Origin of the sequence: Pseudomonas sp. FP2335, assembly GCF_030687535.1 — a bacterium.
GTDB lineage: Bacteria > Pseudomonadota > Gammaproteobacteria > Pseudomonadales > Pseudomonadaceae > Aquipseudomonas.
Genome location: NZ_CP117437.1, coordinates 2,746,193 through 2,769,481 on the forward strand (window position 1 = coordinate 2,746,193; position 23,289 = coordinate 2,769,481).

Below are 23,289 nucleotides of genomic sequence, written 5' to 3' on the forward strand. Positions count from 1 at the left end.
TTACTGGCTGGAAACGGAAGAAGGTTGGGCGACAGGCGAGGGCAGGAAGAACATCACCAGAGCGATCACCAGGTAAATCAGATAGGCGCCCAGGGTGCTCACGGTCGGCGCTTCCTGATAGCCGAACATCCCAGCGAGCACCGAGCCCAGCGGGCTGTCCATGGGCAGTGCCGCGCTGAAATCGAACAGCACGGTTTGCAGGTGGTTCCACACGCCGGCTTCGTGCAGGGCCTGCACCGAATTGGCGAGGATGCCGGCGGCTACGACCAGGATGAACAGGCCGGTCCAGCGGAAGAACGCCCCCAGGTTCAGGCGCATGCTGCCGCTGTAGATCAGCAAGCCCACGATGATCGCCAGGACCAGGCCGAGAAGGGCGCCGATCGGTGCGCCCGGGCCTTCGCTTTGCTGGAACACGGCCAGCAGGAAGAACACCGTTTCGAGACCTTCGCGGGCCACGGCAAAAAACACCATGGCGATCAGCGCGATCACTTGGTGCTTGGAGCCTGCCAGGGCGTGGTCGAGGGATTCATGCAGGGAATGCTTGATCGAGCGCGCCACTTTGCGCATCCAGAACACCATGGAGCTGAGAATGCCCACGGCGACCAGGCCAACGACGCCTTCGAACAGCTCCTGCTGCTTTTGCGGAAACTCTGCGCTGACCAACTCCAGGCCACCGCCCACCAGCAGCGCCAGTGCGGCGGCGAGGAACACGCCGATCCACACCGCCGGCATCCATTGGCCACGCCCGGTCTGTTGCAGGTAACTGGCGATGATGCCAACGATCAAAGCGGCTTCAATGCCTTCGCGCAGCATGATGAGAAAGGGAACGAGCATTCGGCACCGCAGCGTCATTAGATAGGAAGCTAATTTGTAACATAATGATACTCATTACTAAACAGGAAAACTTGACGTTTACTGAACAGTGGCTGAACGGTGGTGGTGAAGGGCGGGCGCCCTTATGATGCAGGCCCTGTTATGTGCTGCGGAATGTTCAACTGCTCATGTCGGAAAAAGACACCATCTCCATCCACTTGGTGCGCGAAGCCCTGTTGCAGAGCTGTGCGCCCGGTGCGGCCACGGCTGAGGCGCTGAGCAAGGTCGGGATCGACCCGACACTGCTGCAGCAGCCTGACGCCCGCGTACCGGCGACGGCTTACGCGCGTTTGTGGCGTTTGCTCGCACGGCGTACGGATGATGAGTTTTTCGGCATGGACCCACGCAAGCTCAAGTCCGGCAGCCTGGCCTTCCTGTGCCGCGCCGCGATGGCGCAGCCGACCCTGGGCGCCAGCCTGGAAACGGTGTTGGGTTTTTTGTCATTGATGCTGGAGCAGATGCCTGCGCAACTGGTGCGTCAGCAGAGCCTGGCGGAAATCGTGTTGTCGGAGCCCGTGCCCAAGCGAGCATTCACCTACTTCACTTATTGGATGATCGTCCACGGCGTGGCTTGCTGGCTGGCGGGAAGGCGCATTCCGATCCTGGCGATCGAACTGCGCTGTGAGCAGCCGGACTTTTGTCACGACTACCAAGTGATGTTCTCTGACAACCTACGGTTTGATCGGCTGCGTACCCGCATGATCTTTTCTGCGGACTGCCTCGACCTGCCCATCAAGCGCAGCGCAGAAGAACTCAAACGTTTCCTAGCCCATGCCCCGGCCAACATCCTGGTCAAATACCGCGACCCCGAGAGCTTCGCCACCCGCATCAAACACGACCTGCGCCAGATGCCCCCCGACACCTGGCCGGAAACCGAACGCCTCGCGGCCAACTTGTGCATCTCCGCCTCAACCCTGCGCCGACGTTTGGCGGAAGAGGGGCAGACTTATCAGGGGCTCAAGGACAGCGTGCGTAAAGAGTTGGCCATTGTGTGGTTGGCGGAACCTCAGATCAGCTTTGCCGAGATCGCGGCACGGCTGGGGTTTGCCGATGCCAGTTCGTTTTATAAGGCGTTTCGTAAATGGTGTGGGTCGAATCCGGGGCATTATCGGAGTTTGATACTTGGCGATTCAGGCTGAAATAGTGCTTGGGTGCGGGATTAAGACGTAACTTACCTAGTCCTTCCTCCGTACTACAGAGCGGTCGTTCAATATTTTCAGAAGCGACCGGCATACTTCGAATGATAAGTCGTGCATTGTCACTGCCACGACTCGTACTACTGATACTGATTAGTTTTATGCATGCTCGGTGTATGTCTGCACTCGCAGGTGAGAGTGGCTTGGACAAGGAGCACCTATGCCTAGATAACCAAAATCCTTGAGTCGTCGACAAGCGCAAAAATCTTAATTGTTTAACACTTGAGGTGAAAATCATGAAAAGCTTTTTTGCCGTACCTTTTTTGGCGTTGGCGTTCGTGTCGTTTCAGGCGCAAGCGGTGTGTTTGTATATTACGGATAACTATAGCGGAATCATCCAGCCTGAATCCGAAGCCATAGCCCTTGGCCCGTTTACCATTACAGGTGCTAACGGGTGCTCTAACGCAAATATCGATGCAATGGTGTCTGCCGCAGGAGGGGGAAGAGCACCACAGATTTACATACAACAGCAGGTAGGCGGTTCCTGGAGAACAGTGGCCAGTAACCCTTTGTCAGCCTATGCCTCATGGCTTGGCCCATTGGGTACTTATCGAGTGATGTTGGATAACCGCGAAGCGGTCTCCAAGTCCTATTGGGGGACGGTAAGATTTGGCCGATAATCCACTAGTAAAGCAGGGTCCCGATGATGTTGTTGGCACCCTGTAAAGACTGGGCCGATTTCAAGCACGCTCTTCTATTGAAAGGTCACTGCGGGAAGAGTTGATAAAGTATGCCAGCGCGTTGATTGCGTGATTGGCAGAAACCATTCCCTGGATATATTCAGGGATGCCTTGTGAGCGCTTTACGTTCGGGTAGCTTTCAATAAAGGAAAGATAATCTTCAAGTTTTTCGTCGAACAAGGCAATTGCATTGTATTTTACGTCGGTTTCAGCTTGCTGGCCGTTGGCATCAAAAGCACCAAGCCCAGATATGAAATTGTGAAACGCCTCGCCATCAATCAAACCACTGTTATAGAGCCGGCTGCCGACTTTCTTTAGTTCATTGGTAGTGATCGACGTCATGTCATAGTCCTTCAGAAAAACTTTCAAGCTCTCAATCTCTTCCTGCTTGCGCAGCTTCAACGTATCTGCCGCCACCGACGCTTCTTTTATCGTATATTTATTTTCAACCTTTTCCGGATGCTGTATCTGAAACGCATTAGACGCCTTCGTATGCCTCATTTGCTCCGCAGTCAATAACACGGCCATCGCAAAGTCCTCCATCAACCGAAAGCTACGTCTATTTATCGGCCACCCTTAATCCCACTTTAAAAAAAAGCCCCACGACCGAATGGACCGTGGGGCTAAAAATTGGCTGGATGCGACCAACCAAAGGAGCTCTTTACATCACTGGTTGCTGGCCACCACCGTGTCCGGCTGCCAGCCGCCACCCAACGCCTTGTAGATCGCGACGATGCCGCGATACAGCTCCACCTCGGCCTGGGCCTGGGAGTCTTCGGCAGCCAGGCGTTCGCGTTGCGCGTCCAGCAACACCAGGAAGTCCACCGTGCCTTCGCGGTAGCGGATCGCGGCGAGGTCGGCGGCGGCGCGGCTGGATTCGCTCTGACGGATCAGCGAAACCAGGCGCTGTTGGCGCTTGCCGTAGTCGCTGAAGGCGTTTTCGGACTCTTCCAGTGCCAGCAATACTTGCTGTTCATAGGTCGCCAACGCGCCATCGGCCTCGGCGCTTGCACCGCGCAAACGCGCGCGTACGCTGCCCAGGTCGAACGCGGCCCAGGTGATGCTCGGGCCGAGGGCCCAGGCATTGGCGGCGGACGAACCGATCTGCGAGCCGCGCCCGGCGGTAAAGCCGAGGAAGCCGCTGAGGCTGACCCGTGGGAACAGGTCGGCCTTGGCCACGCCGATGCGTGCGGTGGCGGCCGCCAGTTTGCGTTCGGCGCTGAGGATGTCCGGGCGCCGTTGCAGCAGTTGCCCCGGATCGCCAATTGGCAAGGCCTTGGCAATCGCTGGCAGGTCTTTCGGGCTCAGGTCGACGCTGAGCTTGTCCGGACGCTGGCCGAGGAGGGTGGCGATGCGGTTGCGCTCGCGCACTTGTTCGGCTTGCAGTTGCGGCACGCTGGCTTCGACCCCGGCGAGGCGTGCGTCGGCACGCTCCACGTCCAACTGATCGCCAACCCCGGCATCGCGCAGACTGACGGTGATGGTGCGCGATTCCTGCTGGTTCTTGAGGTTGTCCAGGGCGATGCGTTCACGCAATTGGGCGCCGCGCAGTTGACCATAGGCATCCACCAGCTCAGCAATCATCGTGACTTGCAGTTGGTACAGGTCGGCTTCCGCGGCCTGCTGGTCGGCGTCGGTGGCTTCCAGGTTGCGCTGGATGCGCCCGAACAGGTCCAGCTCCCAGGCCATGTCCAGGCCGAGGTCGTAACGCTCGGTCTTCACACGGCGGGTGGTCTGGCCTGGAATCTGGCCCTTGCCTTGGTCGCTGCTGACGCGGCTGGTGATGGTCGGCATGGCGTCATTGCTGGCGTCGTCGCGGATGGCCCGAGCCGCCCGCAGGCGGGCAAACGCCACACGCAAATCGCGGTTGCCTTGCAGCGATTGGGTCACCAACTGATTGAGGGTCGGATCGTCGAACTGCTGCCACCAGATACCTTCGAACTTGGCGTGGTCGTACTGTTTGGCATCGGCGGCGGCCGTGATGCTCGCCGCCTCCGGGGTTTGGGTTTTATAGTCCGGGCCCACGGCACAGGCGCTCAGCGCCAATACCAGCAAGCTCGGCAGGAATACTTTCACGCTCATTGCTGTGTCTCCAGCTTCAAGGCCTTGGCCGCTTTGCGCGCTTCCTGGCGCTCCACATAGCGACGGATCAGTACGTAGAACACTGGTGTCAGCAACAGACCGAAGAAGGTCACGCCGATCATCCCGGAGAACACCGCCACACCCATCGCATGACGCATCTCGGCACCGGCACCGCTGGACAACACCAGTGGCACCACACCCATGATGAAGGCGAACGAGGTCATCAGGATCGGCCGCAGACGCAGACGGCACGCCTCCAGCACCGCAGCCAGCGGGTCGAGACCCTCGGCCTGTTTATCCTTGGCAAACTCGACGATCAGGATCGCGTTCTTGCAGGCCAGGCCCACCAGTACGATCAGGCCGATCTGGGTAAAGATGTTGTTGTCGCCGCCCGAGATGATCACCCCGGTGATGGCCGACAGCAGCGTCATCGGTACGATCAGGATCACCGCCAGTGGCAGGCTCCAGCTTTCGTATTGGGCGGCCAGTACCAGGAACGCCAGCAGCACGCAGAGCGGGAACACGAACAGTGCGGTGTTGCCCGAGAGAATTTGCTGATACGTCAGGTCGGTCCACTCGTAGGTCATGCCGTTGGGCAGTTCCTCTTTCAGCAGTTTTTCAATCGCCGCCTCCGCCTGGCCGGAGCTGTAGCCCGGTGCAGCGTTGCCGTTGATTTCAGCGGTGATAAAGCCGTTGTAGTGCATAACGCGGTCCGGGCCCGAGGTGTCGCTGACCTTGATAAAGGTCGCCAGCGGGATCATCTCGCCCTTGTTGTTGCGTACTTTCAGCTGGCCGATCTGGTCTTCGTCGAGGCGGAACTGCTGCTCAGCCTGCACGTTGACCTGATAGGTACGGCCAAAGCGGTTGAAGTCGTTGGCATACAGCGAACCCAGGTAGATCTGCAGGGTGTCGAAGATGTCGCTGATCGCCACGCCGTGGGTCTTGGCCTTTTCGCGGTCGATGGCGGCATCGACCTGGGGCACGTTGACCGTGTAGCTGGTGAACAGGCCGAACAGCTCCGGCGTGGTGCGGCTCTTGGTGATGATGTTCTGCACTTCTTTGTACAGCTCGTCATATCCCAGGTTGCCACGGTCTTCGATCTGCAGGCGGAAGCCGCCAATCGTACCCAGGCCCTGTACCGGCGGCGGTGGGAAGATCGCCATGTAGGCTTCCTGGATGGTGCTGTACTTGCCGTTCAGCGCACCGGCAATCGCACCGGCGGACATGCTCGGGTCTTTACGCTCATCGAATGGCTTCAAGGTCACGAACACGATGCCGCTGTTAGGGCTGTTGGTGAAACCGTTGATCGACAGGCCCGGGAAGGCCACCGCAGCTTCCACACCCGGCTGTTTCAGGGCGATGTCGGACATGCGCTTGATCACGTCTTCGGTGCGGTCCAGGCTGGCGGCGTCCGGCAATTGGGCGAAGGCCACCAGGTATTGCTTGTCCTGGGCCGGTACGAACCCGGTTGGCGTGTGGGCAAAGCCCAGCCAGGTCAGGACCATCAAGCCGGCGTACAGGAACAGCGCGATACCACTGCCGCGAATCACCCGGCGTACGGTGCCGACGTAGCCATGGCTGGCCTTCTCGAAGAAACGGTTGAACGGTTTGAACAACCAGCCACCGAGCAGCTTGTCGAGGAACTTGGAGAAGCCGTCCTTCGGTGCGTGGTGCCCCTTGAGCAACACGGCTGCCAGGGCAGGGGACAAGGTCAGCGAGTTGAACGCCGAGATCACCGTAGAGATCGCAATGGTCAAGGCAAACTGTTTGTAGAACTGCCCGGTCAAGCCACTGATGAAGGCCGCCGGAACAAACACCGCACACAGCACCAACGCCGTGGCAATGATCGGGCCGGTCACTTCGCTCATGGCCTTTTCAGTCGCCGGGAACGGCTCCAGGCCCAGCTCGATGTTCCGTTCGACGTTTTCCACCACCACGATGGCGTCGTCCACCACGATACCGATGGCCAGCACCAGGCCGAACAGCGACAGCGCGTTGAGCGAAAAGCCAAACAGGTGCATTACCGCAAACGTACCGATCAACGAGACGGGCACCGCCACCAACGGAATGATCGAGGCGCGCCAGGTTTGCAGGAACAGGATCACCACCAAGACCACCAGGATCAAGGCTTCGAACAGGGTGTGCACCACCGCTTCGATGGAGCCACGCACAAAGATGGTCGGGTCGTAGACGATGCTGTAGTCCATGCCCTGCGGGAAGCTCTTCTTCAGCTCCTCCATCTTGCCGCGCACTTCGTTGGAGATCTGGATCGCGTTGGAACCCGGGCGCTGGAAGATCGGGATCGCTACCGCCGGTTGGTTGTTCAGCAACGACCGCAGGGCGTATTGGCTGGAACCCAGCTCGACCCGTGCGATGTCTTTGAGGCGGGTGATCTCACCGTTGTTGCCTGCGCGAATGACGATGTTCTCGAACTCTTCTTCCGTCACCAGACGGCCCTGAGTGTTCACCGACAACTGGAAACTGGTGGCATTCGGTGCAGGTTGCGCACCCAAGGCACCGGCGGCCACTTGGCGGTTCTGCTCACGGATCGCCGTCACTACATCGGTGGCGGTCAGGTTGCGCGACGCGGTCTTGTTCGGGTCCAGCCACACCCGCAGGGAGTAGTCGCCCATGCCGAACAGCTGCACGTCACCCACACCGCCCAGGCGTGCCAACTCGTCCTTCACGTTGAGCAAGGCATAGTTGGACAGGTAGAGCATGTCGTAGCGCTGATCCGGGGAGGTCAAGTGCACCACCATGGTCAGGTCGGGGGAGGCCTTGTCCACGGTGATACCGATGCGTGTCACTTCCTCGGGCAGTTTCGGCTGAGTCCGCGTTACACGGTTCTGCACTTGCACCTGCGCATTGTCCAGGTCGGTGCCCAGGGCGAAGGTGATGGTCAGGGTCAGCTTGCCGTCAGCGGTCGATTGCGAGGACATGTACAGCATGTTCTCGACGCCGGTGATGGCCTGCTCCAGTGGCGCGGCCACGGTTTCACCGATGACCTTGGGGTTGGCGCCGGGGAAGTTGGCGCGTACCACTACGGTCGGCGGCACCACTTCCGGGTATTCGCTGATCGGCAATTGGAACAGCGAGATCGCGCCGGCGATCAGGATCAACAGCGACAGCACCGCTGCGAAGATCGGCCGCGAAATGAAGAACTTGGAAAAATTCATCTTGAGTCGTATCCCTTAACCGCGTGGAGTCGCGACGGCTGCGAGCTTGGGCGCGGTTTTTTCCGGCGCCACTTGCTCCAGGTTGCTGGCTTCAAGCGCTTGTCGTTGTTGGGCCAAGGCGGCGAGGGTTTCCTTGCTGGCCATCGGGATGGTTTGCGGGGCGACCGGCGAGCCAGGGCGGATGCGCTGCAGGCCTTTGACGACGATGGTGTCGTCCTTGCCCAAGCCACTGCGCACGATGCGCAAGCCTTCGATCTTCGGCCCCAGTTCCACCGAGCGATACGCCGGCTTGTCGCCTTCCATCACCAGCACGAACTTCTTGCCCAGGTCGGTGCCGACGGCTTCGTCATTGATCAGCACGGCGGAATAGGTGCCACTGCCGACCAGTTTCAGACGTGCATACAGGCCAGGGGTGTAGCGGCCGTCTGCGTTGTCGAACACCGCACGCCCACGGATAGTGCCGGTGGCCGGGTTGACCTGGTTGTCGACGAAGTTCATCTGGCCCAAGTGCGGGTTGCCGGTTTCGTTGGACAGGCCCAGGTACACCGGGGTGGTCGCACCACGACGGCCTTGGCGGGCCAGTTCGGTGTACTTGAGGAACACGCGCTCGTCGGCGTCGAAGTAGGCGTAGACCTTGTCGGTGGAGACCACGCTGGTCAGCGCGGTGACATCGGCGGTCACCAGGTTGCCGGCGGTGATCTCGGCACGGCTGACGCGGCCGCTGATCGGCGAAGTCACGCGGGTGAAGCTCAGGTTCAACCTGGCCAGGTCCAACTGCGCCTGGATGCCGGCGACAGCGGCGCGGGCTTCCTGGGCGGCCGTGGTGCGCGACTCGGCCAGCTCGGCGGAGATCGCGTTGCTTTCGCGCAGGCGCTCGCCACGTTGTGCTTCGTTTTCACTGCGGCTGGCGGCGGCTTTGGTCTGTTGCAGTTGGGCTTCAAGGCGGCGCACTTCAGCCTGGAACGGACGCGGGTCGATCTGGAACAGCAGGTCGCCTTTCTTCACCAGTGCACCTTCGGTGAAGGCCACTTGATCGATCTGCCCCGACACCCGTGGACGGATCTGCACGGTTTCCGGCGCTTCCAGGCGACCGGTGAACTCGTCCCACTCGTTGACGGGTTGCTCAAGCACCTTGGCCACGCTGATCTGCGCAGGGGGCATGGCGGCCGCTTGTTCCGGGGTCTTGCCGCACGCGCTCATCACCACCACGGCCAAGATCGCCAGGGGGAAGCGCAAATGTTTGAGTGACTGTTCCATGAGGTGCATCCGCCAATGTATTTGAGATGGGCGGATCATGCGCGGGGAGGTGCTATGTCACGAATCGAATGAAGCAAAGGTAACTATCATTCGGAATGATATAAGCGCGGGATTAGCCCTCTAGCATGGGCTTTTCGTTAGGGTGCTATCAATGTCGGTGATGACAAAGGACTGTTGTCGCCATTGCAATAACAATTACCGATGAGGCTGGCGTTATCCCGGGGGCAAGGGCTGGCGTTGAGGTGTTAGACGCCAGTACTCTGCACCTCCACAGGCGCCTGGCGCTGGAAAATTTGCGCCGCTGGCGCACTGGTATTGGTCACTGCCGTTCGACTGGGAAGTCATTTATGAGCACGCTTCACGTACCTAACCGTTCAACCGTTGCCCTCACAGCCAATGACCTGTCTGCTTACATCGAGACGATGATCGGCACACTGGGCCAAAGGATTGTTGATGACCAGCGAGAGATTGAGCGCATTGGCGAACTCACGTTGCGCTACGCCGAGCCTGAGCGCTTGGCTGCTTTGAAGCCCAGCCAGGACAAACTGCAAGCGTATCAACTCAACGTCGATGAGCTTGGCAAGGAGTATTTCGGGTTTGGCTGGTTGTGTAATCGGAAAAATACGAAAGCGGCCAAGGCGCAACGTGACGAGGCAAAGGCTCAGCATGACCTGGTTGTAGAGAACTGGGACGCTCCCGCCGCCCAGGCCCAGCTGACAATGCAAATTGCCCAGCACAATAAAAGTGTCAGTCAGCAACAGCTAGAAGTGCCAGGGATCCAGCAGCAGTTGCGTCAGACTAAGCAGCTTCTGCAAGAGTTCGAAGCGTTCAAAATAGCCTCGGCCGATGCGCTGGCTGCCGCTTCCTGCGGCGCCTGGCTCGCCGGCGGGTTTACGGCGATGTTGCAGGACATCGATGCACGGGTCCGGCAAAACCAGTTGGCGATGGCAATGGTCCAGGTTGGCACTTTGGTATTCCAGAGACGTCCCACCGCAGCGGGGTACGCCAGCCTGCAAGGCCAAGCCCAAGCCATTCGCGACAAGGCTTATCTCGAGTTTCATGGAGTGCCCGCGACGGGCGCCTTCGACGAAATCGTCAAGGCGTCCGCCACGCTTGCTGCGGCCAATATGCAACCGGCATTCGCCCAAGAACTCCTCCATTGCCCGGGGACGGGAGACCAGTGGCAATTACTGACGCAAACACTCACCTGGCCACAGACGTTATCCGTAGATGTGCTTTGGACTATCTATTGGGCAATGCTTCAGTGCGAAGATGAAATGGCGAAATTCATGTCGGGTACGGTAGCGAAAGAAGACCCGCTGAATGGTCGATTCAGCAAGTCTGTCGAAGACTGGCTGGCCAGATGGGCCAGCCAACAGATACCTGCATTTGGTTATCCGCTATCGCAATCGTACCTGGGCACTTTCCATCTGGCCGGTACATCAGAGGAATCTCGGTTGGGTGCTGATATAGGGGTGATTATTTCCTTGAATGTGGGCGGCCTGGTTTGTCGAAAAGCGGTATTGCTTCAAGCCAAGCGTGCAAAGGACTGGGTGGCCAATGTCGGCAGTGACAAGGATCAACTGACCAAGCTGTCAGCGAATGTGCTCACGGGCTATTACTTGTTCTACCACGAGTCGCCAAAGTTCAAGGTGGCGCCTCCCGTGCCAACCGTGAGTTCGGCGCTTGCCCTGCAGCAACTGCTGCAAGCGCGCAAGCGGGTGACGACAGGGGCCTCGATTCTGTTGGATGTGCGCGACACTGGCTGGGACTGGGCCAGCTTTATCACCTTTGGGCTTTGTGACCCGCAATCTACGGTGGGGGCGCACTTCGATACGGTAGATGAGGCTTTCACGATTCTGGGTAACAAGGAAACTGGCGAGTTGCCGCATCACTTGTTTCTGGTGGCGATTGAAGACGAAGGCCATGTGCGCGACCTTGAAGCGCAACTGCGTAAACGTTACGAACCCGCAGAGCCCGAGAAGAAAACCCGTGCGAAAAAGCGCGATAAAGATGGCCCGGATCATAGCCGCAGTCTTTGAGTGCGCCGGGAGTCAAGGGCTGCATCGCGCAGTTGGCGGCAGCCCCTTACCAGGGATCAGACGGTGCCGAACCCCACCTGCACCGTCAGTGCTCCCTGGTTATCCCCCAGTCCAATCCCATACCGGCCCTCCAGATCATCATTGATACACAGCTGCAATTCCCCCGTCTGCCCCGGCGGAACCGCTGCCAGATCGCCCACCAGAAACGGCGTCCCACCACTGCCTACACGCCCGATCAGCGCGCCTTCATTGGCCCCCGGCAACGTATACCCGGCCTTGGCGATCAACCCCGGGCTGCCGTTGCCATCCACCATGCCGCCCACCGGGCTGGCCAGCCATTTGCCGCTGACATAACGCACCAGGCGTGGGCTCGGTCCGCTGATCTGCACGCCGGTGCCTTGCCATGGCTGGTTGGCCTGCACCTGCACGGTCACGGCCTTGAGGTCGTTGCACAGGGTGTCACCGGCCTGGATCGACAGCGCGGCGATGGTCAGGCTCGGGTTGGACGTACCCGTGGTGGGGAACACGCCGTCGCCGACCAGGAACAGGTTGGCGTGGTCCCAACTGCGCTGGTATTTGTCCACCACCGAGGTCTTGGGGTCGGCGCCCATGCGGTAGGTGCCCATCAAGTGCCCGGCGCCCTGGAACGAATAGGATTCGCCCTGATAGACGAACACCCCCGGCTGGATGTCGGCCGTCAGTTCGGTGGCACCGAGCAGTTCGGTAATGATGTGGCTGGCCAGGATGCGCGCCTGTTTGAAGCCCTCCTTGGTGTAGTCCGACAGGTCGTAGTGGATCTCCGGGCGCGGGATGCCCAGGCGGTCCTTGTATTGGCTCGACGGCACGATGTAGCAGTTGGCGTTGTCGGGATCTTCCTCGACTTGCTCCACCAGGAAGCCCACGCGAAATTGCCGGGTCAGCAGGTTGTTCAACTGCTGTACCAGCGCCGTGCCGAATAGCGTCTGCGTGGCATCGCCGCTGTTGGGCAGCGGGTTGGTACGGCTGACATTGCTGCCATCGATGAGGTCGGCAACGGTGGTGTAGGGGTCGCCAATCGGCCAGTTGAAACCTTCATTGCCGATCTCGATACGCCACGCCGCACGTTGGCTGCGAAAGGCACCATCGCGCAGGCTTTCAATCCCCGAGGTCGACACCGGCCCGCGGTACGGGAACACCGTCTTGCCTTCAGGCATCAAGCCCCACGCCAGGTAGATCGGGTGGTCCGCCAGGCTGCGCCCGACCTGGCCGCTGCTGTTGGCGACGCCTTTGGGCCAGGCGCTGCTGGTGGAGTTGAGCAGCAATTTGGGCGTCTCGATGGCATGGGCGGCGATCACATAGCGCTGCCCGATTGCCACCCCGGTGCCGGTCGCCGGTCCGTCGCCCAATTGATACTGGATGAACTCGATGCCGCTGATGGTCTTGTCCGCCGCCACCGTAACCTTGCTCGCCACGGTCTTGTACAGGACCCGCACGTTGCCGGTGTTGAGCGCGTTGTTCATGGTCACCGTGGCGTCGTACTTGGCCTGGATCGGGCAGATCGGCGTGCAGTTGGTGTTGCCCGCACACACGCGGCGCCCGGCATAGGGCTGGGAGTTGCGCCCGGCCGGCGTCGGGCTCACCACCAGGGGCAGGCCCTGGAACGCCTGGCCCTGCACCGCACTGACGAAACTGCCGTCGACCAGTGACAGCGGGATGCTGGTCATCGGGTATTCGTAGTTCTGCGGGAAGGTAATACCGAGGTAACCCTGGTCGGCCACGTTCGCCGCCACGCCGATTTCCGCTTCGGCGCGGCAATACGCGCTTTGCAGGTCGTTGTAGCCGATCGGCCAATCGACCCCGACGCCGTACAGCGACTTCATGCGGAAGTCATTGGGCAACATGCGCAGGCAGGTGGCAACCCAGTGCCAGGTGGTGCCACCGCCCACGCGCTCGTAGGTGCTGGTGAACGGCAGCGGGCCTTTCTGCACCAGGTAACTGACGTCGGGATTGTCCCAACCCAGGATCAGGTCGGCGATGGTCGCGCGCGGGGCATTCTGCTCGGCCGGGTTGCGTGCCGGGCTCAGGGTGCTGACCGGCGGGTAGGGCGACTCGGGGGTCTTGAGGGTCGCGGTGTAGAAGCGCTCCAGGTACTGGTTACGGTTCGCCGGGATTTCCGGGCCGGACTCCAGCACCAGCACTTTCACGCCCGCCAGGCCCAGTTGATAGGCAATCAGGCTGCCCGCAAGGCCCGCGCCGACGATCACTACATCTGCTTGTTCAGTACTCATAACGATGCTCCTGGCTGGAGGCTGGCGGCCACCCCGGTGAAATCCTCAAGGCTGGGCGGCGGGCTGTTCCAGTAGCCGAAGAAGAACTCGCTGTAACCCATCGGGTGGGCCTGGGCGATGCTCCACGCCCAGCTTTGGGTGTAGGCCTCGTCGCTGACCACGGTTTGCTCACCCAGCGGGAACGCACCCTGGGCATACGGCTGATACCACACGCCGAGCAGCCACAGCTTCATGATCGCGCGCGCCGCCAGGGCGGTCTGGGTGGTGGCGGGCTGGCCGTTCTGCATCAGGATCGCGGTGCCGATCTGCTGCGGCGTCTGTTGCTCGGCCAGCAGCGAAGCGTATTGGGCGAGCAGGGCGCCGAGTACGTTCTGGCCCAGGCGCGGGCCGATGAAGTTGAGAAACGTGGTGGGCAGGCCGATGGGGTCCACGGAGGGCGCCAGGCGTTCCTGGTCGATGCCGGTAAGCACCACGCTCAGGCCGGTGAAATTGTCGAGGTCGGTACTCATGGCTGACTCCCTGTCGCACCTGTGGATTGGGCGCGTTCGAGCAGGTAGGTGAAGTCCGCGAAGCTGGTGCGCGGCGACTGGGTCACGTGGGTCGCGGCATTGCCGTGGCAGGCGATGCAACTGGACGACGCCTGGGGCACGGTGCCCTGGATGTAAGTCTCCAAGGTCGCATTGGCCAGGAACGATGGCGCCGGCTTGCCCAGCGGCACGGTGGCCGATATCTGGCACGGAGGCTGGCCGGTGAGGGTCGGCCACTGGGTGCTGATCAACTGGTAGTTGGCCCACACGCTGTTGGGGTTCACCGTGCGCAGCAGGGTCTGGTAGGTGTTGTTGAGGGTCTTGGTCGCGTCGGTCAGCGGGATCTCGCGCACGATCTGCGACGGCGTCGCTTTCACCGCCGGGTTCCACGGGCGTGGCGGCGGCTGGTTGACCTCGGCCTGGCTGCTGGCGTTGTAGAACAGATACGGGCCCTTGCGCTCGGCCGGTGGCGTGGTCTTTTCCGGCACATTGTCGACGTGCTCGAAGGTCGACCACACCCACTGCGGCGCACTGGTGGTCTTGTGCACGATATGCAGGCCCACCAACCCGACCGGCTCGGCCACGCAGGATTCAGCCACCACCGGCCCCTTGCTCGGGTCGCTGTTGCCCGGCGTATACACCAACGCATCCACCGTATGGAAACTGCCGGGCTTGTCGTTGCCATCCAGCACCTTCCACGAGGCCTTGACCATCAGCGAACCGACCTGGCTGGTAGCCGGGTCGCCGCAACTGAACGCCACTGCGTTGGTCGGGCTGGCGGCAAAAAACGCCTGTTGGCCCTGGATGCTATACAGGCCGTTGTTGACGATGCCGTCGAACATCGACTGATTGACCACGATTTCATTGCGGGTGTACACGCCGCTCTGGTCCACCAGCGGGCCGCTTTCAAACGGTTGGATAAACTCGTCGAGCACATCCGGGACCTTGCCCATCTGCTGCAACAGGCGCCCGGAGCCCTTGCCTTCACAGGCCGGCGGTACGGCTGCCGGGGCGTGATAGGGCTGTGGCTTCTGCCCTTGGGGCAGGAAGATCTGGTAACTCTCCCGGTAGCTTTCCCACACTGTGGCCGCGTCCTGCTGGCCGATCTGCATGCTGGTGTTGGGGTTGCCGTCGGCCAGGGCCGGCCAGTTCAGTGCAATGAATGTCTGCCACGACATGTCATCGAAGTTCTGTTGCAGGCTGGTCAGGGAAAACGGCGGGGTCGCCGTGACATCGAAGGGGATTTGCGTAGACAGCGTGGGGGCCGCGACGACCAGTGGGCTCAGCAATGCGCCGAACAGCGCGCAGCCGAACCCGGGCCGGGGGCGATGGGTTTCCGTTCTCATCGTTATCTCCTGGGCATCAGGCGTCAGGAGACAGTGGGTCCGTCATGGACTCTTCAATGCGCCTCCTGGCACGGGCTTGAGATTAGATAACGTTGGAATGGCCGGTGGTTCTGCGACTAGATTTATTCGTAATAAAAACAATCGCTAACGGCGTCAGGCAGGTTCCTTGTCGGCGCGGCGGGTTTCGGCGCGGATAAAGGTGCGGAACACGTGGTCCCACAGCGGCGAAGAGACCCCGAAGTTCTTCTCGATCCCCTGGCGATGGTGCAGATCATGATTGGCCACCAGCCGTGGCATAAAACGGTAGGCCCAGTGCTCGGGACGGTGCATCACGTAGTGCACCGAGATATAGAACCCATAGCCCGCGACTGCGCCGACGAAGGCCGAGGTCAGTCCGGTGTACCAGGCCACCAGGAGCAGGATGGCGAAGGTCGAACTGGTCTTCCAGCTGGACACACCGATATAGGCCAGCACGTCGACGTGGTGGGTCCAATGCTCGCGGCGATACAACGAGTGGAACAGGAAGCGGTGCGCCGAATATTCCACCAGCGTCCAGGCCAGCAGCCCCATCAGGGCCAGGCCCAGGTCGAATGGCGCGAGGTAGAGCGCCAGCAGGATAAAGAGGGGCACGGTGAAAAAATCGAGGTAGTAAGCGAGCGATGACATCAGCCATTTATTGGAAGCAGCCATGTGCGGAATATCCCTATAGTGCGAAAGGCGGCGGCAATTGGAGCACAGATTCAAGGCGCAGTGTTGGTGACGCAACAGCGGTTCAAGAGATTGTCCGATTGCCTGCTGGAGTCCGCACTCCTGATGCGGATCAAGTCATTGAATACATTGATTTATTGGTTTGGCATGAATTGTGTTTCCAGTTGATTGAAGCACTCGCTGCCTCAACCCGACCACGGGAGGGGAACCCCACCCTTCACAAGAAACCACACCCATGCACAAGCTCTTGCAACGCACCCTGATCGCCAGCCTGGTGGCGCTCACCACCTTGGGCACGCTCCTTCCGGCGGCCGCCCAGGCTGCCAATGATCAACAGTTCATCCCGCTGGCCACTTATCGCGTCGGCGCCTATGCCTCCAGCGGCATCCCGTGGTGGGCAGGGGAGATTGACTACTTTCGCTACATCAACGAAGTCGAAGGCGGCGTGAACGGCGTCAAGCTGGTTTGGCAGGAATGCGAGACCGAGTGGAAAACCGACCGCATCATCGAATGCTACGAGCGCTACAAAGATGGCCTGGATGGCGCACCCACAGGGTTCTTCTTCACCCACAGCACGCCTGCTTCCTACGCCTTGATGGATCGTGCGGCGAAGGACCATATCCCGCTGATCGACGGTGCCGGTGGGCGCACCGAGTCCACCGATGGTCGCGTGTTCCCTTATGCCTTCCCGCTGCTGCTCAACTACTACGGGCAGGCGTCGGTGGGCATCAACTACATCGCCCAGCGCGAAGGCGGCCTGGACAAGCTCAAAGGCAAAAAGATTGTGACGGTCTACCACGATTCCGCCTACGGCCGCGAAACCCAGGCGGCCATGCAGTTGCTGGCGCACAAGTATGGTTTCGACAACATCCAGATCCCCGTGGCGGACCCGGGCAACGAACAGTCGACCCAGTGGCGCCAAGTGCGCCAGCTCAACCCGGATTGGGTATTCCTGCGCACCTGGGGCGTGTCCACCCCGGTGGCGATCAAGACCGCCGTGCGTTTTGGCGTCCCGGTAGACCGCCTGATCGGTGACGTGTGGGCGGGTTCCGAAGCCGATGTGATTCCCGCCGGCACGGCCGCCAAGGGCTATCAGGCACTGGCGCCGTTTCCGGGTGGCGACGGTTTTGAGATCCACCGCAAGCTCAAGCAGTACATCCTCGATCCGGGCAAGAGCAACCTCAAGGACCCCAGCTATTTCGGCAAGGTCTACTACAACATCGGTCTGATCAATGCCGCGATTGCCGTCGAAGCGCTGCGTACCGGCCAGGCCAAGTTTGGCAACCGTGCGCTCAACGGCGAAGAAACCCGCTGGGCATTCGAGCATCTGGACATCGATGCTGCACGCCTCAAGGCCCTGGGCTTTGAAGGTTTGTTGGCGCCGTTGAAGCTGTCGTGCGCCGACCACGAAGGCGGCGGCTCCGCCCGCGTACAGCAGTGGGATGGGCAAAAGTGGGTATTGGTGACGGATTGGCTACAGGCTGACCGCGCCACGTTGCGCCCACTGATCGAGGCCAAGTCCGCAGCATATGCCGAAGAGAAAGGCCTCGCCCCGCGCGATTGCGCATCGCAATAACACCCAAACGCAAACCTTGTAGTGAGCGGGCTCGCCCCGCGCCGGGCGGCGAAGCCGCCCTAAAACCAGGCAACCTCGGTCTCCCTGAAACACCGCATCGGTCTTATTGGGGCGGCTTCGCCACCCAGCGCGGGCAAGCCCGCTCACTACAGTTTGTTGACCGTGCGTATTGGCTACAGGCTTATCGCCCCGCGCGATTGCGCATCGCAACAACACCCAAACGCAAACCTTGTAGTGAGCGGGCTCGCCCCGCGCCGGGTGGCGAAGCCGCCCTAAAACCAGACACCCCGGTCTCCCTGAAACACCGCATCGGTCTTATTGGGGCGGCTTCGCCGCACAGCGCGGGCAAGCCCGCTCACTACAGTTTGTTGACCGCCCTAAAACAGGCACCCTCGGTCTCCCTGAAACACCGCGGCGGTCTTATTGGGGCGGCTTCGCCACCCAGCGCGGGCAAGCCCGCTCACGACAGGTCAGGCGGCGGTGGCTTGTTGCCCGGGAATGGCGGCAATCAGTTCGCGGGTGTAGTCGCTGGCAGGGTGGTTGAAGATGCGTTCCACCGAGCCTTGTTCCACCACCTTGCCGTTGCGCAGCACCAGCACTTCGTGGGCAAAGTTGGCCACCACCGACAAGTCGTGGGACACCAGTACGTAGGCGATGCCCATTTCCCGTTGCAGCTCTTCCAGCAGGTCGAGGATGTGCGCCTGCACCGACACGTCGAGGGCGCTGACCGGTTCGTCGAGCAGCAGCAGGTCCGGTTTCAATGCCAGGGCCCGGGCGATGGCGACCCGTTGGCATTGGCCGCCGGACAGTTCGCGGGGCAGGCGGTCCAGGTAGCTGGCCGGCAAGTGCACGCGGCTGATCAGTTCCCGCGCCGCCTGTTCCAGGGCCGGGCCCTTGAGCAGGCCGAACGATACCAGTGGTTCGATGATGCTGTCGTACACCGTGAAGCGCGGGTCCAGCGCCGCAAACGGATTCTGCTGTACCAGTTGCAGGCGCTGGCGCAGCGGGCGGAATTCGCGCCAGCTGAGGGGGGTGACGTCCTGCTGTTTGAACCAGACCTGGCCCTGGGTTGGTTTTTCCAGGCCGAGGGCAATGCGCAGTGCGGTGCTTTTGCCCGAGCCGGATTCGCCGACGATCGCCAGCGTCTGGCCCGGGTATACCTCCAGACTGAGGTCGTCCAGGGCGACGAAGGTCGACGCCTCGCCTTTGACCTTTGGCAGCGCGAAGGTCTTGCCGACGTGTTTGAGGCTGAGGATCGGCTCTTCCATCGGGTCAATCCGGATCAGCGGCGCACGCCGTTTGGCAAACGCCGGGGCGGCAGCAATCAGCGCCCGCGTGTAGTCATGCCGTGGCGCCGTGAGGATTTGCCGCGGTGCGCCTTGCTCCACCAACTCACCCTGTTGCATCACCACAATCCGGTCGGCGCGGTCGGTGGCCACACCCAGGTCGTGGGTGATGATCAACAGCGAAATCCCGCGTTCGGCCACCAGGCGCTGCAAGTGATCGAGAATCTTGCGCTGCACCGTCACATCCAGGGCGCTGGTCGGTTCGTCGGCGATGATCAGGCGCGGATTGCCGGCCAACGCGATGGCGATCAGCACGCGTTGGCGCATGCCGCCGGAGAGTTCATGGGGGTACTGGCGCGCACGCAGCACCGGCTTGTCGATGCCGACGTGTTGCAGCAGCTCGACAATGTCTGCATCGACCCCGGGATAACGTTTGCCCTTGGCCAGGACCAGCGCCTCGGCGATCTGCTGACCGACGCGCAGGGTAGGGTTGAGACTGACCATCGGGTCCTGGGGAACCAGCCCGACGGTGCGTCCGCGCACGCTGCGTTTGTGCCGTTCGCTGGCGTGGGTCAGGTCGTTGCCGTCCACCCACAGCTGGCCGGCGCTGATCTGCGCGTGTTCTGGCAACAGGCCGAGGATGGCGTTGGCCAGGGTCGATTTGCCGGAGCCGGACTCACCGACAATCGCCACCGTCTCGCCGCTGGCGATGGTCAGTGACAGATCGCGTACGGCTTGAACGTGTTGCCCGCCGGAGCGGTAGCTGACACTCAGTTGGCGAACATCGACTAAAGCGCTCATCGCTGAATCTCCTCGAACGTGCGGGCAATATGGTTAAGGCTGAATACCACGGCCACCAGGAACAGGCCGGGCAGCAGTGACACCCACGGCGCGGTGATCAGAAAGTGCCGGCCGTTGGCAATCAACGTGCCCCATTCCGCTTCCGGGGGGACTGCGCCGAAGCCGAGGAAACTCAGCCCGGCGGTCGCGAGGATCGCCGCGCCGAAATCGAGTGTCGCCAACACCGCCACCGGGCCCCAGGCGTTCGGCAGAATGTGCCGCAGCAAGGTGCGCCCCCAGCTCGCGCCACCGAGGCGCGCGGCTTCGACGTAGGGCAGGGTCTTGACCCGCAGCACCTCGGCGCGGGTGGTGCGAGCAAACCCCGGGATGATGCCGACGCCCACTGCGATGGCCACGGGCACGGTGCCGAAACCGATGGCGGTGACAATCGCCAGGGCGAGCAGCACCCCGGGGAGCGCCAATAACACATCGACAAAACGCATGATCAGCGCATCGATCCGCCCGCCGGCAAAGCCCGACAGGATACCCAGCCCCAGCCCGCCCACCAGCGCAATGCCGACGGCCAGCGACGCGGCCAACACCGACAGGCTCGCGCCATAGACCACGCGGGTATACAAGTCGCGGCCCAGTTCATCGGTGCCGAACCAATGGGTCAGGTTGGGCGCGCGCAGCTTGTCGACGGGGGCGGTGGCGTAAGGGTCAAAGCCGGTCAACAACTGCGGCGCAACGGCCGCGACCAGCGCAAACACCACCAGCAACAGCGCCAGGGTGAACCCCGGCCGGCGCAGCAACGGCAGCACCACGGCGCCGGCGCGTTGCAGGCGGCTGCGGCGTCGCCACAGGGTAGGGCGGGAGCTGGCCGGGATCAGGTTGTGCTCAAGGATCGTCATGGTCTAGGACACCTTTGGCGTGTGGGAGATACGCGGGTCGAGCCACGGGTACAGCAGGTCCACCAGCAGGTTGACCAGCACAAACGCGGCCGCCGACACCGCGACAATCCCCAGCACCACGGGAATGTCCTGGCGCAGCACGGCCTCTTGCGCCAGGCGGCCGATGCCGGAGCGGGCGAAGATGGTTTCCACCAGCACCGCGCCGGACACCGTATTGCCCACTTGCAAGCCAATCAGTGTGAGGATCGGCAGCGCCGCGTTCTTGAAGCCGTGGCGCGCTTGCACCTGGGCGCGGCTGAGGCCCTTGGCGTAGGCCGTGACGATGTACGACTCCTTCCACACCCCCTGGAAACTGCGTTGCAGCACCTGGGCGTACACAGCGGCGCTCGGGATCGCCAGGGTGACTGCCGGCAATACGAGGCTTTCAAAACCCCGGCTGCCGGTGGCCGGAAACCAACCCAGGCCGAAGGCGAACACCTGGATCAGCAACAACCCCATCCAGAACACCGGCACCGAAAAACCCAGCGACGGCAGGCGCGTCAACGCCTGCTTCAGCGGTCGCCAGCGAATATAGGCGGTCAGATAAGCCAGGCCGATCCCTGCGAGCAACGACAGCACGATGGCCAGGCCGGCCAGGGACAGCGTCTGCGGTAAACGCTCCACCAGCAACTCCGCCACCGGACGGTTCAGCGACAGCGACTGGCCGAAGTCACCGCGCACCGCACCGCACAACAGGCTGAAATACTGCTCGAACACGCCCTTGTCCAAGCCGTAATAGGCCCGCGCCTTGGCCAGGTCTTGCACCGACAGCGCGTCGGCCTGCATACCCGAGGCGCTGAGCATCAGCGTCAGGGTGTCGCCCGGCAGCAGATACAGGATGAAGTAGGTGATGCTGTAGGCGCCCCATAACACCAGCAGCGCCTGGCCGACACGGCCGATCAGGTAGCGGCTCATGGCGTGCCGATCTCGATGTCACCCAGCAGCGCGAAGCCCTCGGCGGTCCAGCGGAAGTTCTTCACCTTGGCCGACGTCGCGGCCTGCCACACACGCTCGTATACCGGGAACGCCGAGCCCTCATCGATCAGCAGGTCTTGCAGCGCGCCGTAGGCCGCTGCGCGCTGCTCGCCCTGGGTGGCGGTGATGCCCGCGTCAAACAAGTCCTTGGCCCGCTCGAGTGCCGGCGGCTCGAAAATGTTGGTGGCCACGGTCGCGCTGTTGGCGCTGCGCGGATCGAGGATGGTTTGCAGGATGATCGGGTCGGCGCGGGTCATGTAGTTGATGGTCAGGTCATAGTTGCCCGCCGAGTTGTTCGCCACCCATTCGGCGCGGGTGACCACGTTGAGTTTCACTTCGATGCCGACCTTGCGCAGTTGGTCCTGCAGCAACACATCGCCTGCGGTTTCCGCCGGGCTGATGTTGTAGCTCAGGCTCAGGCGCTTGCCGTTTTTCTGCCGATAGCCGTCGGCGCCCTTGGCCCAGCCCGCGCTGTCGAGCAGGCGTTCGGCGCCCGCCGGGTCATAGGCGAGCTTGTCGCCCTGGCTCTTGAAGTACGGCGTGGTCACATCAAAGATGCCGTCGACCACGGCGAACTCGGAGTTGTAGACGGTGCTCGCGTAGCTCTTGCGGTCGATGGCTTTCTGCACGGCCAGGCGCACGTGTTTGTCCTCCAGCACGCGGCCGCCACGGGTATTGGGGAACAGGTTCAGCGACGGCCCCGGCAGCGAACGGCTCTGGATGGTCGCGCCTTTGGACTGAAACAGTTTCAAGTCCACTTCGGAGAACGGGTTGCGCGGCCACAGGATGTCGGCCTTGCCTTGCACGAACAGGCCGTTGCGCACGCTTTCTTCGGGGATGTAGGTGACGTCGACCGCGTCCAGGTGCGCTTCGCCCTGGTTTTTCATATTGGCCGAGGCCCAGGCGTAGCCTTTGCGTTTGGTCAAATGCGCGCCGACTTCCGGGGTGTAGCTTTGCAATACGAACGGCCCGGTGCCGATGATCTTGCCCAGGGAGCGTTCCTTGACGGTGAGCGCGTAGGAGGCGGGCGCGAGGATCGACAGGTTGGTGGTGGACGTGGCTTGCAGGAAGCCCGCGTTCGGTTTGTTGAGCACCAGCTTGACGGTGAAATCGTCGACCACTTCGGCATGGTCGTAGCCCGCCAGGTAGGTCGCGCCGAAGGTCGCCGGCAACTGGGTGGCCAGGGCCTTGTCGCTGTCGAAGGCGGTTTTCACGGCCTTGGCATCGAAGCGCTCGCCGTTGCTGAAGGTCACGCCTTCGCGCAAGTGGAAGGTGTAGGTCAGCGCGTCGTCACTGACCTCCCAGCTTTTGGCCAGCCACGGGATGATCTTGCCGGTTTCCGGGTCCTGGTCGGTCAGGGACTCGGCGATGTTGCGCAACAGCACCCGGTGCTCCAGCCAATAGACCTGGAACGGGTCGATGCTGACCAGGATGGTGTTGTCGCCAAAAAACGCGATGTTCAGGGTTTTGCTGGCCTGGGCCTGCTCACCCGAAGGTGAGCAGCCGGCGAGGGCCAGGGCGAGTGCGCAGGGGGCCAGCAGACGGCTCATCAAGTTGGCGGTATTCAA

General features: G+C 61.6%; 17 protein-coding genes. 4 read left to right on the forward strand and 13 right to left on the reverse strand.

The annotated features are described in order from the left end of the window. Window positions 1–834 (reverse strand): iron uptake transporter permease EfeU, encoded by an 834-nt coding sequence (efeU, locus tag PSH81_RS12185; protein ID WP_226457010.1) that lies wholly within the window; start codon window positions 832–834, stop codon window positions 1–3. A 167-nt stretch (window positions 835–1,001) separates the two neighbouring features. Here efeU and PSH81_RS12190 point away from each other — a divergent pair, with 167 nt between their 5' ends. Further along, window positions 1,002–2,012 carry an AraC family transcriptional regulator gene (locus tag PSH81_RS12190; RefSeq protein WP_226457011.1) on the forward strand — a complete coding sequence of 337 codons (1,011 nt, stop codon included), beginning with the start codon at window positions 1,002–1,004 and terminating at the stop codon, window positions 2,010–2,012. A 293-nt stretch (window positions 2,013–2,305) separates the two neighbouring features. Continuing rightward, on the forward strand, window positions 2,306–2,689 hold the full coding sequence (locus tag PSH81_RS12195; RefSeq protein WP_305392612.1) for a hypothetical protein: 384 nt from the start codon (window positions 2,306–2,308) through the stop codon (window positions 2,687–2,689). A 60-nt stretch (window positions 2,690–2,749) separates the two neighbouring features. On the opposite strand, the gene PSH81_RS12200 is transcribed toward PSH81_RS12195, so the two are convergent. The 4 genes from PSH81_RS12200 to mexE all read right to left on the reverse strand — a co-directional run bounded on the left by PSH81_RS12200 (window position 2,750) and on the right by mexE (window position 9,264). Continuing rightward, complete coding sequence (locus PSH81_RS12200; RefSeq protein ID WP_305392613.1) at window positions 2,750–3,277, reverse strand: hypothetical protein; 528 nt, start codon at window positions 3,275–3,277, stop codon at window positions 2,750–2,752. Between the two features lie 138 nt (window positions 3,278–3,415). Beyond that, complete coding sequence (locus PSH81_RS12205) at window positions 3,416–4,831, reverse strand: efflux transporter outer membrane subunit (RefSeq protein WP_192301164.1); 1,416 nt, start codon at window positions 4,829–4,831, stop codon at window positions 3,416–3,418. Next, a complete protein-coding gene (locus PSH81_RS12210) occupies window positions 4,828–8,007 on the reverse strand; it encodes an efflux RND transporter permease subunit (protein WP_305392614.1) in 3,180 nt (1,059 codons plus the stop codon). The genes PSH81_RS12205 and PSH81_RS12210 overlap by 4 nt, the downstream gene beginning before the upstream one ends. 15 nt (window positions 8,008–8,022) lie before the next feature. After that, a complete protein-coding gene (gene mexE / locus PSH81_RS12215) occupies window positions 8,023–9,264 on the reverse strand; it encodes a multidrug efflux RND transporter periplasmic adaptor subunit MexE (protein ID WP_305392615.1) in 1,242 nt (413 codons plus the stop codon). Between the two features lie 347 nt (window positions 9,265–9,611). On the opposite strand from mexE, the gene PSH81_RS12220 reads away from it, so the two are divergent. After that, window positions 9,612–11,306: a hypothetical protein gene (locus tag PSH81_RS12220; protein ID WP_305392616.1), complete on the forward strand. Its 1,695-nt coding sequence runs from the start codon at window positions 9,612–9,614 to the stop codon at window positions 11,304–11,306. Between the two features lie 56 nt (window positions 11,307–11,362). Here PSH81_RS12220 and PSH81_RS12225 read toward each other — a convergent pair whose 3' ends face one another. The 4 genes from PSH81_RS12225 to PSH81_RS12240 all read right to left on the reverse strand — a co-directional run bounded on the left by PSH81_RS12225 (window position 11,363) and on the right by PSH81_RS12240 (window position 16,136). Beyond that, window positions 11,363–13,573, reverse strand: a complete 2,211-nt coding sequence (locus tag PSH81_RS12225; protein WP_305392617.1) for a GMC family oxidoreductase — start codon at window positions 13,571–13,573, stop codon at window positions 11,363–11,365. Next, the gene (locus PSH81_RS12230) at window positions 13,570–14,082 is read right to left on the reverse strand and encodes a sorbitol dehydrogenase (protein ID WP_305392618.1); all 513 of its coding nucleotides are present in this window, start codon (window positions 14,080–14,082) and stop codon (window positions 13,570–13,572) included. Before PSH81_RS12230 ends, PSH81_RS12225 begins: the two co-directional genes overlap by 4 nt. Continuing rightward, complete coding sequence (locus tag PSH81_RS12235) at window positions 14,079–15,446, reverse strand: cytochrome C (protein WP_226457017.1); 1,368 nt, start codon at window positions 15,444–15,446, stop codon at window positions 14,079–14,081. The genes PSH81_RS12230 and PSH81_RS12235 overlap by 4 nt, the downstream gene beginning before the upstream one ends. Before the next feature lie 153 nt (window positions 15,447–15,599). Then, a complete protein-coding gene (locus PSH81_RS12240) occupies window positions 15,600–16,136 on the reverse strand; it encodes a sterol desaturase family protein (protein WP_226457018.1) in 537 nt (178 codons plus the stop codon). A 253-nt stretch (window positions 16,137–16,389) separates the two neighbouring features. Between PSH81_RS12240 and PSH81_RS12245 the strand changes: the two genes are divergently transcribed. Further along, window positions 16,390–17,730 carry an ABC transporter substrate-binding protein gene (locus PSH81_RS12245; protein WP_305392619.1) on the forward strand — a complete coding sequence of 447 codons (1,341 nt, stop codon included), beginning with the start codon at window positions 16,390–16,392 and terminating at the stop codon, window positions 17,728–17,730. Window positions 17,731–18,200: 470 nt separating this feature from the next. On the opposite strand, the gene PSH81_RS12250 is transcribed toward PSH81_RS12245, so the two are convergent. Genes PSH81_RS12250 through PSH81_RS12265 form a run of 4 tightly spaced genes read right to left on the reverse strand, consistent with a single transcriptional unit; the run spans window position 18,201 to window position 23,271 of the window. Then, window positions 18,201–19,817, reverse strand: a complete 1,617-nt coding sequence (locus PSH81_RS12250) for an ABC transporter ATP-binding protein (protein ID WP_305392620.1) — start codon at window positions 19,815–19,817, stop codon at window positions 18,201–18,203. After that, window positions 19,814–20,707 (reverse strand): ABC transporter permease, encoded by an 894-nt coding sequence (locus PSH81_RS12255; RefSeq protein ID WP_226457021.1) that lies wholly within the window; start codon window positions 20,705–20,707, stop codon window positions 19,814–19,816. Before PSH81_RS12255 ends, PSH81_RS12250 begins: the two co-directional genes overlap by 4 nt. A gap of 3 nt (window positions 20,708–20,710) precedes the next feature. Beyond that, a complete protein-coding gene (locus PSH81_RS12260) occupies window positions 20,711–21,661 on the reverse strand; it encodes an ABC transporter permease (RefSeq protein WP_305392621.1) in 951 nt (316 codons plus the stop codon). After that, a complete protein-coding gene (locus PSH81_RS12265; protein ID WP_305392771.1) occupies window positions 21,658–23,271 on the reverse strand; it encodes an ABC transporter substrate-binding protein in 1,614 nt (537 codons plus the stop codon). The genes PSH81_RS12260 and PSH81_RS12265 overlap by 4 nt, the downstream gene beginning before the upstream one ends. Between the last annotated feature and the right edge of the window lie 18 nt (window positions 23,272–23,289).